Source organism: Neoroseomonas rubea (assembly GCF_016106015.1).
Taxonomy (GTDB): domain Bacteria; phylum Pseudomonadota; class Alphaproteobacteria; order Acetobacterales; family Acetobacteraceae; genus Neoroseomonas; species Neoroseomonas rubea.
Genome location: NZ_JACADQ010000091.1, coordinates 1 through 13,473, shown reverse-complemented (window position 1 = coordinate 13,473; position 13,473 = coordinate 1). Strand labels below are relative to the sequence as shown.

12 protein-coding genes are annotated in these 13,473 nt (G+C 69.8%); 4 read left to right on the top strand and 8 right to left on the bottom strand.

Annotated features, from left to right (window positions below; all coding sequences use genetic code 11):
• The 3 genes from HW577_RS11270 to hppD all read right to left on the bottom strand — a co-directional run.
• The coding region (locus HW577_RS11270) for an ABC transporter ATP-binding protein (protein WP_198376233.1) at positions 1-924 on the bottom strand (924 nt) is incomplete at its 3' end.
• A gap of 78 nt (positions 925-1,002) precedes the next feature.
• A complete protein-coding gene (locus tag HW577_RS11265; protein ID WP_198376232.1) occupies positions 1,003-3,012 on the bottom strand; it encodes a methyl-accepting chemotaxis protein in 2,010 nt (669 codons plus the stop codon).
• 42 nt (positions 3,013-3,054) lie between these two features.
• Positions 3,055-4,155: a 4-hydroxyphenylpyruvate dioxygenase gene (gene hppD / locus HW577_RS11260; protein WP_198376231.1), complete on the bottom strand. Its 1,101-nt coding sequence runs from the start codon at positions 4,153-4,155 to the stop codon at positions 3,055-3,057.
• A gap of 115 nt (positions 4,156-4,270) precedes the next feature.
• Between hppD and HW577_RS11255 the strand changes: the two genes are divergently transcribed.
• The 4 genes from HW577_RS11255 to HW577_RS11240 all read left to right on the top strand — a co-directional run bounded on the left by HW577_RS11255 (position 4,271) and on the right by HW577_RS11240 (position 8,478).
• Positions 4,271-4,744: an Lrp/AsnC family transcriptional regulator gene (locus tag HW577_RS11255; RefSeq protein WP_198376230.1), complete on the top strand. Its 474-nt coding sequence runs from the start codon at positions 4,271-4,273 to the stop codon at positions 4,742-4,744.
• A gap of 122 nt (positions 4,745-4,866) precedes the next feature.
• Entirely contained in the window at positions 4,867-5,736 is an 870-nt protein-coding gene (locus HW577_RS11250; protein WP_232474858.1) for an FAD binding domain-containing protein, read from the top strand.
• 4 nt (positions 5,737-5,740) lie between these two features.
• On the top strand, positions 5,741-6,223 hold the full coding sequence (locus tag HW577_RS11245) for a (2Fe-2S)-binding protein (RefSeq protein WP_198376229.1): 483 nt from the start codon (positions 5,741-5,743) through the stop codon (positions 6,221-6,223).
• Positions 6,220-8,478 (top strand): xanthine dehydrogenase family protein molybdopterin-binding subunit, encoded by a 2,259-nt coding sequence (locus HW577_RS11240; RefSeq protein WP_198376228.1) that lies wholly within the window; start codon positions 6,220-6,222, stop codon positions 8,476-8,478. Before HW577_RS11245 ends, HW577_RS11240 begins: the two co-directional genes overlap by 4 nt.
• A gap of 91 nt (positions 8,479-8,569) precedes the next feature.
• Here the strand turns inward: HW577_RS11240 and HW577_RS11235 are convergent, their stop codons facing one another.
• The 5 genes from HW577_RS11235 to HW577_RS11215 form a co-directional block, all read right to left on the bottom strand.
• Positions 8,570-9,880 (bottom strand): NtaA/DmoA family FMN-dependent monooxygenase, encoded by a 1,311-nt coding sequence (locus tag HW577_RS11235; RefSeq protein WP_198376227.1) that lies wholly within the window; start codon positions 9,878-9,880, stop codon positions 8,570-8,572.
• An 80-nt stretch (positions 9,881-9,960) separates the two neighbouring features.
• Complete coding sequence (locus tag HW577_RS11230; RefSeq protein ID WP_198376226.1) at positions 9,961-10,251, bottom strand: DUF1330 domain-containing protein; 291 nt, start codon at positions 10,249-10,251, stop codon at positions 9,961-9,963.
• Positions 10,252-10,270: 19 nt separating this feature from the next.
• Positions 10,271-11,257 carry a branched-chain amino acid ABC transporter permease gene (locus tag HW577_RS11225; protein WP_198376225.1) on the bottom strand — a complete coding sequence of 329 codons (987 nt, stop codon included), beginning with the start codon at positions 11,255-11,257 and terminating at the stop codon, positions 10,271-10,273.
• A 4-nt stretch (positions 11,258-11,261) separates the two neighbouring features.
• Positions 11,262-12,158 carry a branched-chain amino acid ABC transporter permease gene (locus HW577_RS11220; protein ID WP_198376224.1) on the bottom strand — a complete coding sequence of 299 codons (897 nt, stop codon included), beginning with the start codon at positions 12,156-12,158 and terminating at the stop codon, positions 11,262-11,264.
• Positions 12,159-12,175: 17 nt separating this feature from the next.
• The gene (locus tag HW577_RS11215; protein ID WP_198376223.1) at positions 12,176-13,396 is read right to left on the bottom strand and encodes an ABC transporter substrate-binding protein; all 1,221 of its coding nucleotides are present in this window, start codon (positions 13,394-13,396) and stop codon (positions 12,176-12,178) included.
• Positions 13,397-13,473 lie beyond the last annotated feature (77 nt).

The window sequence follows — 13,473 nt, the reverse complement described above, 5'->3', positions numbered from 1 at the left end:
GAAGGGGCAGCGCGGCGCGAAGCGGCAGCCCGGCGGCGGCGCGCGCAGGTCGGGCACGGTGCCCTCGATGCTCGCCAGCCGCTCCCCGCGCTCCCCTTCCCCGGGCGCGGCGCCGAGCAGGCCGGCAGTGTAGGGGTGCTCGGGCCGCGCGAAGATCGCCGCTGCCCGTGCCTGTTCGGCGACGCGCCCGGCATACATCACCGCGACCTCGTCGGCATGGTCGGCGACGACGCCAAGGTCGTGTGTGACGAGCACGACGGCCGTGCCCGTCTCCCGCTTCAGGTCGTCGAGCAGCGACAGGATCTGCGCCTGCACCGTCACATCCAGCGCGGTGGTCGGCTCGTCCGCGATCAGCAGGCGCGGCCGGCATGCCAGCGCCATGGCGATCATCACCCGCTGGCGCATACCGCCCGACAATTGGTGCGGATACTGCCGCGCGCGGCGCGCCGCATCGGGGATGCGCACGCGGTCGATCATGCGCACGGCTTCCGCGAAGGCCGCGGCCCTGTCGAGGCCCTGGTGGATGCGCAACGCCTCCGCAACCTGGTCCCCGGCGGTGAAGGCCGGGTTCAGGCTCGTCATCGGTTCCTGGAAGATCATCGCCATCTCGCCACCGCGCAGCCGCCGGCGGTCTTCGGGCGACATGGCGGCAAGGTCGCGCCCGCCAAGGCGGATGGCGCCGCCAAGCTCGGCCGTGTCCGGCAGCAGCCCCATCACCGCGAGCGCGGTGACCGACTTCCCGCAGCCGCTTTCGCCGACGATCGCGAGCGTCCGCCCGGGCGCGACCTTGAGAGACACGCCGTCAAGAACGCGCACGCGCCGCCCGTCCTGGCGGAAATCGAGGGTGAGGCCGGCGATGTCCAGCGCGGGGGCGTCATCCGCCCCTGCCTGCCGCGCCGTGCCTGTGCCAGGTCCCGAAGCCATGCCGCGACTAAGCGCGCCATGCGCCGCGGCGCAAGGGGGCTGCCGGGGTTGTCCTGCGGTCGGCGCGCGCCGCCCTGCCTACGCGGCTCGCAGTCCTGCCGTCTTTCCGGCCAGTGCCGCGACCAAGTCGCGCCCTGCCGCCGAGGTCTCGAAGCGCAGGCGGACGATCTCGCCTTCTGTTGCGACAACGATCACGCTCACGGTCGGATGGTCGGGCATGGCCAGGCCGAGCCGTGCGCCCGGCGCTTGGCGCGGACCGCCCTCGACGGCGGCGCCGCCCTCGGACACGTTGATGAGGCGCACCTCGTGTCGCGTGCCGTTCGCTTCGATGATGGCGGCGGCATCGACGGCGACGCGCGGATGCCGGCGGCGGTCCACCTCCTCGGTCGATTCCCGCACGAGGCGGATCAGGGTGCCGCGCAACTCGCCCATGGCCGAGTCGGCGTCGCGCGCCGCCCGGCGCAGCGCGGCCGCGCGCGTCTCGACATCCCGCGTCATGCCGCTCAACGCACTGCTCCGGCCGCTCATGTCGCGCGCCGCGTCGGCCGCACCGGCCGCGGCGCGGGATATCTCGCCCGTCGCGCCGCTCTGCTGGGCCATGACTTGGGCGATTGCGGTCGCCGCCCCGTCGACATGCTGCACGGTGGTGGCGATACCGCCCACGGCGCGCACGGCCTGCTCGGTCGCGCCGACCACCGCCTCGATCTGGCGGGCGATCTCGGCCGTGCTGCTCGCGGTCTGGTTCGCGAGCGACTTCACTTCCCCTGCGACGACGGCGAAGCCCTTCCCCGCCTCGCCCGCACGCGCGGCCTCGATCGTCGCGTTGAGCGCGAGGAGATTGGTTCGGGAGGCTATGTCGGAAATCAGGCTCGCGACCTCGCCGATCCGCTCGACGGAGTGCTGCAGCCCGGCGATGGCGCGACTGCCGTCCTCGGCGCCCGCGACCGCGCGGCGGGTGGCGGCGGCGGCTTCCTCGACGCGGCCTGTGATCTCGCGGATGGACGACGCCATCTGTTCGGCGGCCGCGGCGCTGCCCGCCGAATGGTCGAGCGTCGCCCGGGCGCCGCCGACGAGCGCGTCGCTGCCGGCGGCGGCGGTCGCTGCCCCCTCGGCCATGGCATCCGCCTCGGCGGCCATTTCGGCGATGCGCGCGGCGATCTTTTCGAGACTGCGGCGCGTTTCCGTCTCAAGCCGGTCGGCCATGCTGCGAAGCGCCTCGACACGCTCGGCCATCGCGGCTTCGCGCGCTTCCTCCTGAGCGATGCGCAGCGCCTTGTTTTCCTCCGCATTGCGGCGGAACACGTCGAGCGCGCGGGCCATGCCGCCGATCTCGTCACGGCGCGCGATGTCGGGCAGCGCCACGTCGGTCGCGCCGGCGGCAAGGCCCTGCATCGCCCGGGTGAGCCGACCGATCGGCTGGCCGATCCCGGCGCGCACCAGCCAGAGCGCGATGAGCGCGGCCAGCACGGCGCCGCCGACCATGGCGGCCAGCAGCAGGGTGGCCAGCCGCTCGCCCGTGGCGATGATCTCATGCGCGGCGGCCTCGGCTTCCGCGCTGAAGCGCGACGCGGCGGCGGAAAGAGCCTGGTTCACCCGCGTGCGATTCGCGCGGTTGTCCGCGTTGTTGCCCATCGCGTCGGCGGCAGGTGCGCCCTGCTCGACCCCGATGCGCGCCAGTTCGTCGCGGAAGCGGATGAAGTCGGCCAGCGCCGCCAGCAGCGGCGGCACGGTCTCGACACCCTGGGCGATCGCCGCGATCCTGTCTGCATCGCGCCGGATATCCGCCAGATGCCGGCGGAGCCCGGCGGCGAAGCGCTCAGATTCCGCGCGGTTCTTCGCCATGTAGAGCCCGCGGCTTTCCATGACGACTGCATAGACGCCCGCATCGATCCGTTGCGCAAGGTAGGCGCGTTCCTGCAGTCGTCCGACATTCGCGACATCCTGGCCGTAGTCGCGCAGGGCCGAATACGCGAGCAATCCGCCCCCCACGGCGAGCAGGGCGAGAAATCCGACGAGCGCGTAGACGCGCGCGGCGATCGATCCGAGCCAGCGTTCCACCAGGCCATCCCCGACGACATTCGCCGACATTGTCGGGAAGTCCGGTTAAACGGTGGTTTCGCCGTAGCAAGATCAGGCGTCGGGCGGCACCAGCACCCCGCGCCGCACCTGGTCGAGCTCGATGCTCTCGAACAGCGCGCGGAAATTGCCTTCCCCGAAGCCCTGGTCGCCCTTGCGTTGGATGAGTTCGAAGAAGATCGGCCCGATCACCGTGCCGGTGAAGATCTGCAGCAGCCGCCCGCCGGAGGGCGATCCGTCCATGAGGATCCGGTTCGCGGCGAGGCGTGCCATGTCCTCCCCGGTGCCGGGCAGGCGCCGGGGCAGGAGTTCATAGTAGGTGTCGGGCGTGTCGAGGAAGCGCACGCCTTGCCCGCGCAGCGCCTCGACGCTGCCATGGATGTCGGCGGTGCCCATGGCGATGTGCTGGATGCCTTCGCCCTTGTAGGCGCGGAGGTATTCCTCGATCTGGCTGCGGTCGTCGGCGCTCTCGTTGATCGGGATGCGGATCTGGCCGCAGGGGCTCGTCATGGCCTTGGACTTCAGGCCGGTGAGCTTCCCCTCGATGTCGAAGTAGCGGATCTCCCGGAAGTTGAAGAGGCGCTCGTAGAAGCCGGCCCAGGCATCCATCCGGCCGCGATGGACGTTGTGGGTCAGGTGGTCGATGACCGTTAGCCCCGCGCCGGCGGGGTTCGGGTCGGCACCCGGGATCGGGCGGAAGTCCACATCCCAGATCGAGCCCTTCGGGCCGTAGCGGTCCACCAGGTAGATCAGGCTGCCGCCGATCCCCTCGATGGCCGGGATGTTCAGTTCCATCGGCCCGACGCGGCCATGGAAGGGCCGGGCGCCGAGGCTGACCGCGCGCTCGAAGGCCGCGGCGGCGTCTGCGACGCGGAAGGCGATGGCGCAGCAGGAGGGTCCGTGCACGCGGGCGAAGCCCTGCGCGAAGGAGGTCGGCTCGGCGTTCAGGACGAAGTTCACCTCACCCTGCCGCCAGAGCGTCACGTCCTTCGACCGGTGCCGCGCGACGGGGGCGAAGCCCATGGATACGAACGTCGCTTCCAGCGCGGCCGTGTCGGGGCCGGTGAACTCCACGAATTCGAAGCCGTCCGTGCCCATCGGATTGGCCTCGCAGATCGTGCCTGCGACGGGGGTGCGGTCGGGCGGGATGTCCATGGACGCCTCCTGATACGGTCGAGCGCAGGATCGCGGCGCGACCGGGGCGGATTTCCGCGATCTGGCGCGCCCAAGCGGCTATTGTTGGTGGATTCTCGCGCCTGAAGGGCTGGATATGGCCGATTCCACCACGGACCTCGATGCGATCGACCGGAAGCTGCTGCGCGAGGTGCAGCGGGACGGGCGCGCTAGCCTGGTCGCGCTGGCCGAGCGCGTGGGCCTGTCCCCCACCCCCTGCCAGCGGCGCCTGAAGCGGCTGGAGGAAGCCGGCATCATCGCTGGCTACGGCGCGCGGGTGGATGCGGCGCGGCTCGGCCTCGGACTGACCGCCTTCGTGCAGGTCAGCCTCTCCTCCCGCGCCGAGGAGACCGTCGAGGCCTTCCACGCGGCGCTAGGCCGGATACCGGAGGTGCTCGCCGCCTGGGCGATGAGCGGGGAGACCGACTACCTGATCCAGGTCCTGGCGCGGGACCTGGAGGATTACGGGGAATTCGCCACGCGGCGGCTGCTCCGCCTGCCCGGCGTGAAGGACACCCGCAGCGCCTTCGTGCTGCGCACCGTCAAGCCCCCCGCCGGCGTGCCGGTCTGACCCCGGGGGGACTATCGTCGCGCGCCGGGCCGCCTTAGCGTTCCCGTGTCGAGAATCAGGATGCCTCCCCCTTGCGGGGGGCTGGCCGCGCATGAACGCAGGCCGAAGGGTGGGGAGCAGGCATGACAGACATCAGATACGTGGCGCCCAGCACGCTGGAGGAAGCGGTCGGCGCCTTCGCCGCAGCATCCGGCGCGGCGCGGATCCTGGCGGGCGGGACCGACCTGCTGGTGCAGATGCGCAACGGCGTGGTGAAGCCCGGCACCATCATCGACATCAAGAAGATCGCCGAAATGACGGCGATCGAGGAGCTGCCCGACGGGCGTATCCGCATCGGCGCCGCGGTGCCGGGCGTCGTCCTCGCCGAGCATCCGCGCTTCGGCAAGGCCTGGCCCGGCGTGCTGGAGGCGATCAACCTGATCGGCTCGAAGCAGGTGCAGGGCCGTGCCTCCCCGGGCGGGAACCTGTGCAATGGATCGCCAGCGGGCGACAGCGTGCCAGCCATGATCGCGGCCGGCGCGGTGGTGACGGTGCAGGGCCCGGGCGGGCGGCGGGAGATGCCGGTCGAAGCCGTGCCCGCCGGGCCCGGTCGCACCAACCTCGCCCCGGGCGAGATCGTGGTGGCCTTCACCCTGCCGGCGCGGCCTAAGGGGTCGGGCGACGCGTACCTCCGCATGATCCCGCGCACGGAGATGGACATCGCGGTCGTCGGCTGCGGCGTGAGCCTGACCATGGCGGGCGGCGTCGTGACGGCGGCGCGCGTTGGCCTCGGCGCCGTCGCGCCGACCGTGCTGCTGGTCGAGGATGCCGCGAAGGCACTGATCGGGTCGCGGCTCGACGACGCGGCTTTGGAAGCGGCGGCGGCCGCCTGCCGCGCCGCCTGCAAGCCGATCAACGACAAGCGCGGCACCATCGCCTACCGCATCAAGGTGGCGGGCGTGCTGCTGAAGCGCACGGCGGCGATCGCCGCGGCGCGCGCGGGAGGGAATTGAAGGCATGTCGAAACTTCACGTCAGCACGACGATCAACGGGGAACCGGTCGAGTTCCTCTGCGACCCTTCCGCCTCCATGCTGGATGCGCTGCGCGGGCCGCTCGGCCTGACCGGCACCAAGGAAGGCTGCGGCACCGGCGATTGCGGCGCCTGCTCGATCACCGTCGACGGGCGGCTCGTCTGCGCCTGCCTGATGCTTGCGGTCGAAGCCGAGGGCCATGAGATCGGCACGATCGAGGGCATGGCGCAGGGCGACGAGTTGCACCCGCTGCAGCGGAAGTTCCTCGAGATGGCCGCGCTCCAGTGCGGCATCTGCACGCCGGGGGTGCTGATGGCCTCCCGCGCGCTGCTCGAGAAGAACCCCGACCCGACGGAGGAGGAGGTGCGCTTCGGCCTGGCCGGCAACCTCTGCCGCTGCACCGGCTACGACAAGATCGTGCGCGCCGTCCTGGAGACGGCCGCTGAGATGAGGGAGGCCGCGCGATGAACGACATGACCAACAAGTGGATCGGCGCCCGCACGATCCGCCCCGACGGCGCCGACAAGGTGACCGGCCGCGCGCAGTACAGCGCCGACACCACCATGCCCGGCATGATCTGGGGCAAGCTGCTGCGCAGCCCCCACGCCCATGCGCGCATCCGCTCGATCGACACGAGCAAGGCCGAGGCCCTGCCCGGCGTGAAGGCGGTGGTGACGCAAAAGGACATCGTCGAGTTCGCACTCGACAAGTCCGTCATGCTCGGCATCCAGGACATGCGCTGGATGTGCCGCAACGTGATGGCGCGGGAAAAGGCGCTGTTCCACGGCCACCCGATCGCCGCAGTCGCCGCGATCAGCGAGGAAGTGGCCGCCCACGCCTGCTCCCTGATCGAGGTGGACTACGAGGTCCTGCCGCACGTCATCGAGATCGAGGACGCGATCAAACCTGACGCGCCGATCCTGCACGAGTGGAACCAGTTCGAGGGCAAGCCTTCGAACATCGCGGGCACGATGGTGCTGAAGGCCGGCGACATCGAGAAGGGCTTCGCCGAGGCCGACATCGTCGTCGAGCGCACCTTCACCACGCGCCCGGTGCACCAGGGCTATATCGAGCCGCATGCGTGCACCGTCTCCTACGCCGCGGACGGGCGGGTGACGATCTGGTCGTCCTCCCAGGGCCAGTTCATGGTCCGGGCGATGACCTCGCTGCTCACGGGCATCCCGCAGAGCAACATCCGCGCGATCCCGGCCGAGATCGGCGGCGGCTTCGGGGCCAAGACGATCATCTACCTCGAGCCCGTCGCGGTGATGCTGTCGAAGAAGTCCGGCCGCCCGGTGAAGATGGTCATGACGCGGGAGGAAGTGCAGCGCGCGACCGGCCCGGCGCCGGGCTCGCTGTCCACCGTCAAGATCGGCGCGAAGAAGGACGGCACGATCGTGGCCGCGCAGGGTACCTTCTACCTGCAGGCGGGCGGGCTGCCGGGCTCTCCGCTGCGCGGTCCCGTGGGCTGCTCCTTCGCGGCCTATGCCATCCCGAACGTGCTGTCGGTCGGCTATGACGTGGTCTCGAACCGTTCCAAGGTCGCGGCCTATCGCGCGCCTGGCGCGCCGCACGGGGCCTTCGCCGCCGAATGCGTGATTGACGAGATCGCGCAGGCGCTCGGCCTCGATCCGCTGGATATGCGGCTGAAGAACAGTGCGAAGGCCGGCGACAAGGCGATCTACGGCCCGACCTTCGGCGCGGTGACCTTCAAGGAGACGATCGAGGCGATCAAGCACCACCCGCACTACCGCGCGCCGCTCGACAAGGCCCCGCGCCCGGGCGTGAAGCGCGGCCGCGGCGTCGCCTCCGGCTTCTGGTACAATGCCGGCGGCGAGAGCAGCGTCCAGGTGAACATCACCGAGGACGGCAACGTGGTGGTGACGACCGGGCACCCGGATGTCGGCGGCAGCCGCGCATCCATCGCCAACGTCGTGGCGGAGCTGATCGGCGTCGATCATGCCCGCGTCAACGTCATGATCGGCGACACGCAGACGATCGGCTTCTCGAACCTCACGGGCGGCAGCCGCGTGACCTTCGCCTCGGCCATGGTGGCGACCGCCGCGACCGAAAAGGTGATCGGCCAGCTCAAGGAACGGGCGGCGAAGATCTGGGGGATCGAGGCCGAGGCGGTGAAGTGGGAGGACGGCATGGCCCTTCCCGCCGGCGACAATGCGGGGAAGTTCCCGCCGCTGTCGCTCAAGGAACTCGCCGCCAAGGCGAACGAGATGGGCGGGCCGATCGGCAACCAGACCCAGCTCAACACGACCGGCGCCGACCCCGGCTACGCCACGCATTGCGTGGATGTCGAGGTGGACGTCGATCTCGGCATCGTCCGCGTGCTGCGCTACACGGCAGCGCAGGATGTCGGGCGCGCGCTGCATCCAGGCTACGTGGAAGGCCAGATCCAGGGCGGCGTGGTGCAGGGGATCGGCTGGGCGCTGTCGGAGGAATACCTCTACGACGCCAAGGGCCGCGTCGATAACGCGTCCTTCCTCGACTACCGGATGCCGGTCTGCTCGGACGTGCCGATGATCGAGCCGATCATGATCGAGATCCCGAACCCGAAGCACCCGCAGGGCGTGCGCGGCGTGGGCGAGGCGCCGATCGTCCCGCCGCTCGCGGCGATCGCGAATGCAGTGCACGATGCGCTGGGCAAGCGCTTCTACGCGCTGCCGATGTCGCCGCCGCGCGTCAGCGCGCGGATGGACGAGGCGAACTGAACGAGGTCGCGGCGGGGCGCCCTGCCCCGCCGCGAGCCGCGACTGTGAGGGCGGGCGCCGCATCGCGGCCCCGCTCTTTTCGTGTGCGCGGTCAGAATTCCAGCAGGTTGTCGCGGAACATCGCGTGGCCATACGCGCTGCGTGCAAGGCCGCGGCGCTGGAGTTCCGGCACGAGGCCATCGCAGATCTCGGCGATGACGCGCCGCGAGGTGTCGTTGGTCGAGAGCAGGAAGCCGTCGCCGCCGATCTCCTCCATCGCCGCGCCCATCTGCTCGGCCACCTGCGCGGGCGTGCCGATGAGCGGGATGGATCCGGCGTCGGAGTAGATCTCGGCCGCTTCCCGCAGCGTCTTGTTCCCAGCCTTGTTGAGGAACTCGTCGAGCGATTGCTGGTGGCCGTTGGTGGTCAGGCTGCCGAGCGGCTTGTCGAGCGGCAGTGCACCGAAGTCGAGGTTCGTGATCTTCGACAGATGCGCGAGGCGCTTGGCGATCTGGTCCTCGGTTGTCGCGAGCTTGCGGCGGTGCTTCGCGCGCGCTTCCTCCTCGGTGTCGCCGAGCACGGGGGAGACGAGAAAGAGCACCTTGCAGCGGTCGGGGTCCCTGCCCTGTGCGGCCATGCGCGCACGGACATCGTCGCGATAGGCCTTCATCCCCGCCGTGCCCTTGACCATGGCGACGATGGTGTCCGCGTGCGTCGCGGCGAATTGCCGCCCGCGCGGCGATCCGCCGGCCTGGGCGATGACGGGCTGGCCCTGCACGCAGGGGCCGGAGTTGAGCGGCCCGCGCACCTTGAAATGCGCGCCCTGGTGGTCGATGGCGTGGACCTTGGTGTGGTCGACCAGGATGCCGCTCTCCCGGTCCGCGATGATGGCGCCGGGCTCCCAGGATCCCCAGAGCTTGCGCACCACCTCCATGTATTCGTCGGCGATGTCGTAGCGCGTATCGTGCGGCGGCATGCCGTCCAGGCCGAAGTTGCGCGCGGCGTAGTCCGACGAGCCCGTCACCGCGTTCCAGCCGATGCGGCCGGAGGAGACCTGGTCGAGCGTGGCGACCAGGCGCGCGAGAAGGTAGGGCGGATAGGCGAAGGTGCCGAAGGTGGCGACGATGCCGATCCGTTTCGTCGCCTGCGCCAACAGCGCCGCCACGACGGACGGATCCTGCCGCGGCACGGAAAGCCCGTGGTGCAGGTAGATTTCCCGCGATCCGCCATAGCTTTCGCCGATGTAGGAGGAATCCTCGAGAAGCACGTAGTCGAAGCATGCGCGTTCGAGGTTGCGCGTCATCTCGATGAAGAAGTTGGGCACCATCCATTCGGTGCCGATATTGCCGGTCCAGGGCTCTCCCCAGGCCTGCACCGAGGACCCCTGGAGGAACCATCCGAGGTGGAATTTCTTTCCGGCCATGCTCGCCCCGCCACGCTGCTGCGGTGCAGCGTGGCAAGAGGCGTCAGCGAGGGCAAGCCGGTGCCCGGCGCGAGCGGCGCTCAGACGCCTTCGATGATGCGAATGTCCCGCACTGCCCCGTCGCCCAGTGCCGCGAGCGCCGCCTGGTAGCCCGGGCTGTCATGCGCGGCACGCGCCTGCTCGACGCTGTCGAACTCGATCACCACGGTCCGCTGCTGCATGCCTGCTTCGTAGAGAAGCGCCGGCATGCCCCGCGCCAGGATGCGGCCGCCCGCCGCGGTCACCGCCGGGCCGCTCAGCGCGGCATAGGCGGCGAGCTTTTCCGGGTCGCTGACCGAGCGATACTGCGCGACCCAGTAGGCCTTCGGCATGGCGGCGTCCCTCCCGCGGCTAGAGCTTCACCTTCAGCGCGTTGGCGATCTCGCCCACGATGCCGCGCCGGAAGGCGAGCACCACGGCGACGAAGATCGCGCCCTGGATGACGGTGACCCAGGCGCCCATCTCGGCCAGGTAGTTCTGCATGGTCACGATGACGGCCGCGCCCACCACCGGCCCGAAGACCGTGCCGAGGCCGCCAACGAGCGTCATGAGCACCACCTCGCCCGACATCGACCAGTGCACGTCGGTCAGCGTCGCGATGCCGAAGACAAGCGACTTCACCCCGCCCGCAACGCCGGCGAGCGTCGCGGAGAGGATGAAGGCGACGAGCTTGTAGTCGTCCGTCCGGTAGCCGAGGGAGGTCGCGCGCGGCTCGTTCTCCCGGATCGCCTTCAGCACCTGGCCGTAGGGCGAGTGGATGACGCGATGCACGAGCAGGAAGCCGATGAGGAAGACCGCCGCGACGAACCAGTACATGGTCATGTCGGAGGACAGGCTGATAGCACCGAAGAGGCTGCCGCGTGGGATGGCCTGGATGCCGTCCTCGCCGCCCGTGAAGGGCGCCTGGACGCAGAAGAAGTAGACCATCTGCGCCATGGCCAGGGTGATCATGGCGAAGTAGATGCCCTGCCGGCGGATGGCGATCCAGCCGAAGACCCAGCCCTGCAACCCAGCGACCACCGCGCCGCAGAGGACCGCCACCTCGGGTGTCAGCCCATAGGCCTTGGCCGTGTAGCCCGCGATGTAGCCGCCCATGCCGAAATAGGCGGCATGGCCAAAGGAGAGCAACCCGACATAGCCGATCAGCAGGTTGAACGCGCAGGCGAACAACGCGAAGCACAGCAGCTTCATCAAGAAGACGGGGTAGAGGAAGAAGGGGGCGATCGCGAGGAAGGCGACCAGCACGCCGAGCGCGGCAAGCTGCGCCCGGCTGAAGCCCAAGACCCCGTCATCGCTTGTGGCGGGGGCGATGGTGCCGGCGGTGGTTTCGGATGCCATGGCTTCAGGCCCTCCCGAACAGGCCGGCGGGACGTGTGAGCAACACGATCGCCATGATGACGAAGATGACGGTGGCCGAGGCTTCAGGCCAGTAGACCTTGGTCAGGCCCTCGATGATGCCGAGGCCGAAGCCGGTCAGGACCGATCCGAGGATCGAGCCCATGCCGCCGATGACGACCACCGCGAAGACGACGATGATCAGGTTGGTGCCCATCTGCGGATTGACCGAGTAGATCGGCGCGGCGAGCACGCCGGCCAGCGCCGCGAGCGCGACCCCCGCGCCATAGGTCAGCGTGATCATGCGCGGCACGTTCACGCCGAAGGCCTGCACCAGTGCGGCATTCTCGGTCGCGGCGCGAAGATAGGCGCCGAGGCGCGTCTTCTCGATGACGAGCCAGGTGGCAAGGCAGCAGATCAGGGCGAAGAGCACGACCCAGCCGCGATAGATCGGCATGAACATGAAGCCGAGGTCCCACGCACCCTGCAGCTCCGCCGGGATGCGGTAGGGCAGGCCGGAGGAGCCGAACTCGTTGCGGAAGACGCCCTCGATCATCAGCCCGATGCCGAAGGTCAGGAGCAGCCCGTACAGGTGGTCGAGCTTGTACAGCCTGCTGATCATCGTTCGCTCGATGATCACCCCCGTCGCCCCGACGATGAGCGGCGCGAGCAGCAGCGCCCACCAATAGCCCAGTCCCAGCCAGTTCAGCAGCATCCAGGCGACGAAGGCGCCCATCATGAACTGCGCGCCATGGGTGAAGTTGATGATGTTGAGCAGCCCGAAGATCACCGCGAGGCCGAGCGAGAGCATCGCGTAGAAGGCGCCGTTGATCAGCCCGAGCAGGAGCTGGCCGAACAGGAGTGGCGTCGGGACGCCGGTAATGGACTCGATGAATTCGAGCATCGACGATCAGGTCCTTGTCACGTGCGTATGAGCGCGCAGCCGCCTTCGGCCAGGGGACGGAAGGCGTCCTCCCCCGGGGTCGTCGCGGCAACCTTGTAGTAGTCCCAGGGGCCGCGGGATTCCGCGGGGGACTTCACCTCGAACAGGAAGACCGGGTGCAGCTTGCGCCCGTCCTCCCGGATGCGGCCGGAGCCGAAGGCGTCGTCGTCGGTGGGCATGGCCTTCATGCGCGCAACCGCGGCGCGGCCATCGGCCTTGGCGGCGGCCACCCCCATGTCGGCGACGGCCTTCAGATAATGCAGCGTCGCGCCATAGCAGCCGGCCTGGACCATGGCGGGCGGGCGGTTCTGGTTCTGGCCGCGCACGCGCTGCGTCAGCGCCCGCGTGCGGTCGTTGAGGTCCCAGTAGAAGGATTCGGTCAGCAGCAGGCCCTGCGCGCTCTCAAGCCCGAGCGCGTGGATGTCGACCACGCCCATCAGCAGCGCGGCGAGCTTCATGGACCGGTGCAGGCCGAATTCCCGCGCCGCCTTGATCGTGTTGACGGTATCGGTGCTGGCATTCGCCATGCCGAGCACCTTCGCCCGGCTCGCCTGCGCCTGCACGACGAAGGAGGAGAAGTCGGTCGTCGCCGGGAAGGGATAGCGCACCTGGCCGACCACGCGGCCGCCCGCGGCACGCACGAAGGCCGCGGTGTCGCGTTCCAGCGCATGGCCGAAGGCATAGTCCGCCGTGACGAAGAACCAGCTGTCCCCGCCCGTGCGCACGATCGCCGCCCCGGTGCCCTTGGCGAGCATGTAGGTGTCGTAGGTCCAGTGCACGGTGTTCGGGCTGCATTGCGAGCCCGTCAGGTCCGAGGTCGCCGCGCCGGAATTGAGGAAGACCTTGTTCTTCTCCCGCGCGATCTGGTTGACCGCGAGGGCGACGGAGGAGGTCGGCACGTCGAGCACCACATCGACGCCCTGGTCGTACCATTGCCGCGCGATGTTTGCGCCGACATCGGGGCGGTTCTGGTGGTCGGCCTGCACGACTTCGACGTTGAAGCCCCGCGCGCCGAACTCCGCGACGGCGGCCTGCGTCAGAACGACGCAGCCAGGGCCGGTCGTGTCGCGATACGGGCCGGACATGTCCGAAAGCACGCCGAGGCGGATCGTGTTCGCCTGGGCGCGGGCACGCGAGAGCGGCCCGGGCAGAATCGCCCCGGCGGCGCCGGCGGCGAGCACTCCTCGACGGTTCAGCATGGTCTCTCCCTCCCTGTCATGCGGCCGCCGCGGCGGGGGCTGTTGCCGCCCCTCGCGGATCGGAGGGGCACACGCTC

Coding starts and splice junctions, on each gene's coding strand:
- HW577_RS11265 (WP_198376232.1), bottom strand. CDS start 3,012: ATGTCGGCGAATGTCGTCGGGGATGGCCTGGTGGAACGCTGGCTCGGA.
- hppD (WP_198376231.1), bottom strand. CDS start 4,155: ATGGACATCCCGCCCGACCGCACCCCCGTCGCAGGCACGATCTGCGAG.
- HW577_RS11255 (WP_198376230.1), top strand. CDS start 4,271: ATGGCCGATTCCACCACGGACCTCGATGCGATCGACCGGAAGCTGCTG.
- HW577_RS11250 (WP_232474858.1), top strand. CDS start 4,867: ATGACAGACATCAGATACGTGGCGCCCAGCACGCTGGAGGAAGCGGTC.
- HW577_RS11245 (WP_198376229.1), top strand. CDS start 5,741: ATGTCGAAACTTCACGTCAGCACGACGATCAACGGGGAACCGGTCGAG.
- HW577_RS11240 (WP_198376228.1), top strand. CDS start 6,220: ATGAACGACATGACCAACAAGTGGATCGGCGCCCGCACGATCCGCCCC.
- HW577_RS11235 (WP_198376227.1), bottom strand. CDS start 9,880: ATGGCCGGAAAGAAATTCCACCTCGGATGGTTCCTCCAGGGGTCCTCG.
- HW577_RS11230 (WP_198376226.1), bottom strand. CDS start 10,251: ATGCCGAAGGCCTACTGGGTCGCGCAGTATCGCTCGGTCAGCGACCCG.
- HW577_RS11225 (WP_198376225.1), bottom strand. CDS start 11,257: ATGGCATCCGAAACCACCGCCGGCACCATCGCCCCCGCCACAAGCGAT.
- HW577_RS11220 (WP_198376224.1), bottom strand. CDS start 12,158: ATGCTCGAATTCATCGAGTCCATTACCGGCGTCCCGACGCCACTCCTG.
- HW577_RS11215 (WP_198376223.1), bottom strand. CDS start 13,396: ATGCTGAACCGTCGAGGAGTGCTCGCCGCCGGCGCCGCCGGGGCGATT.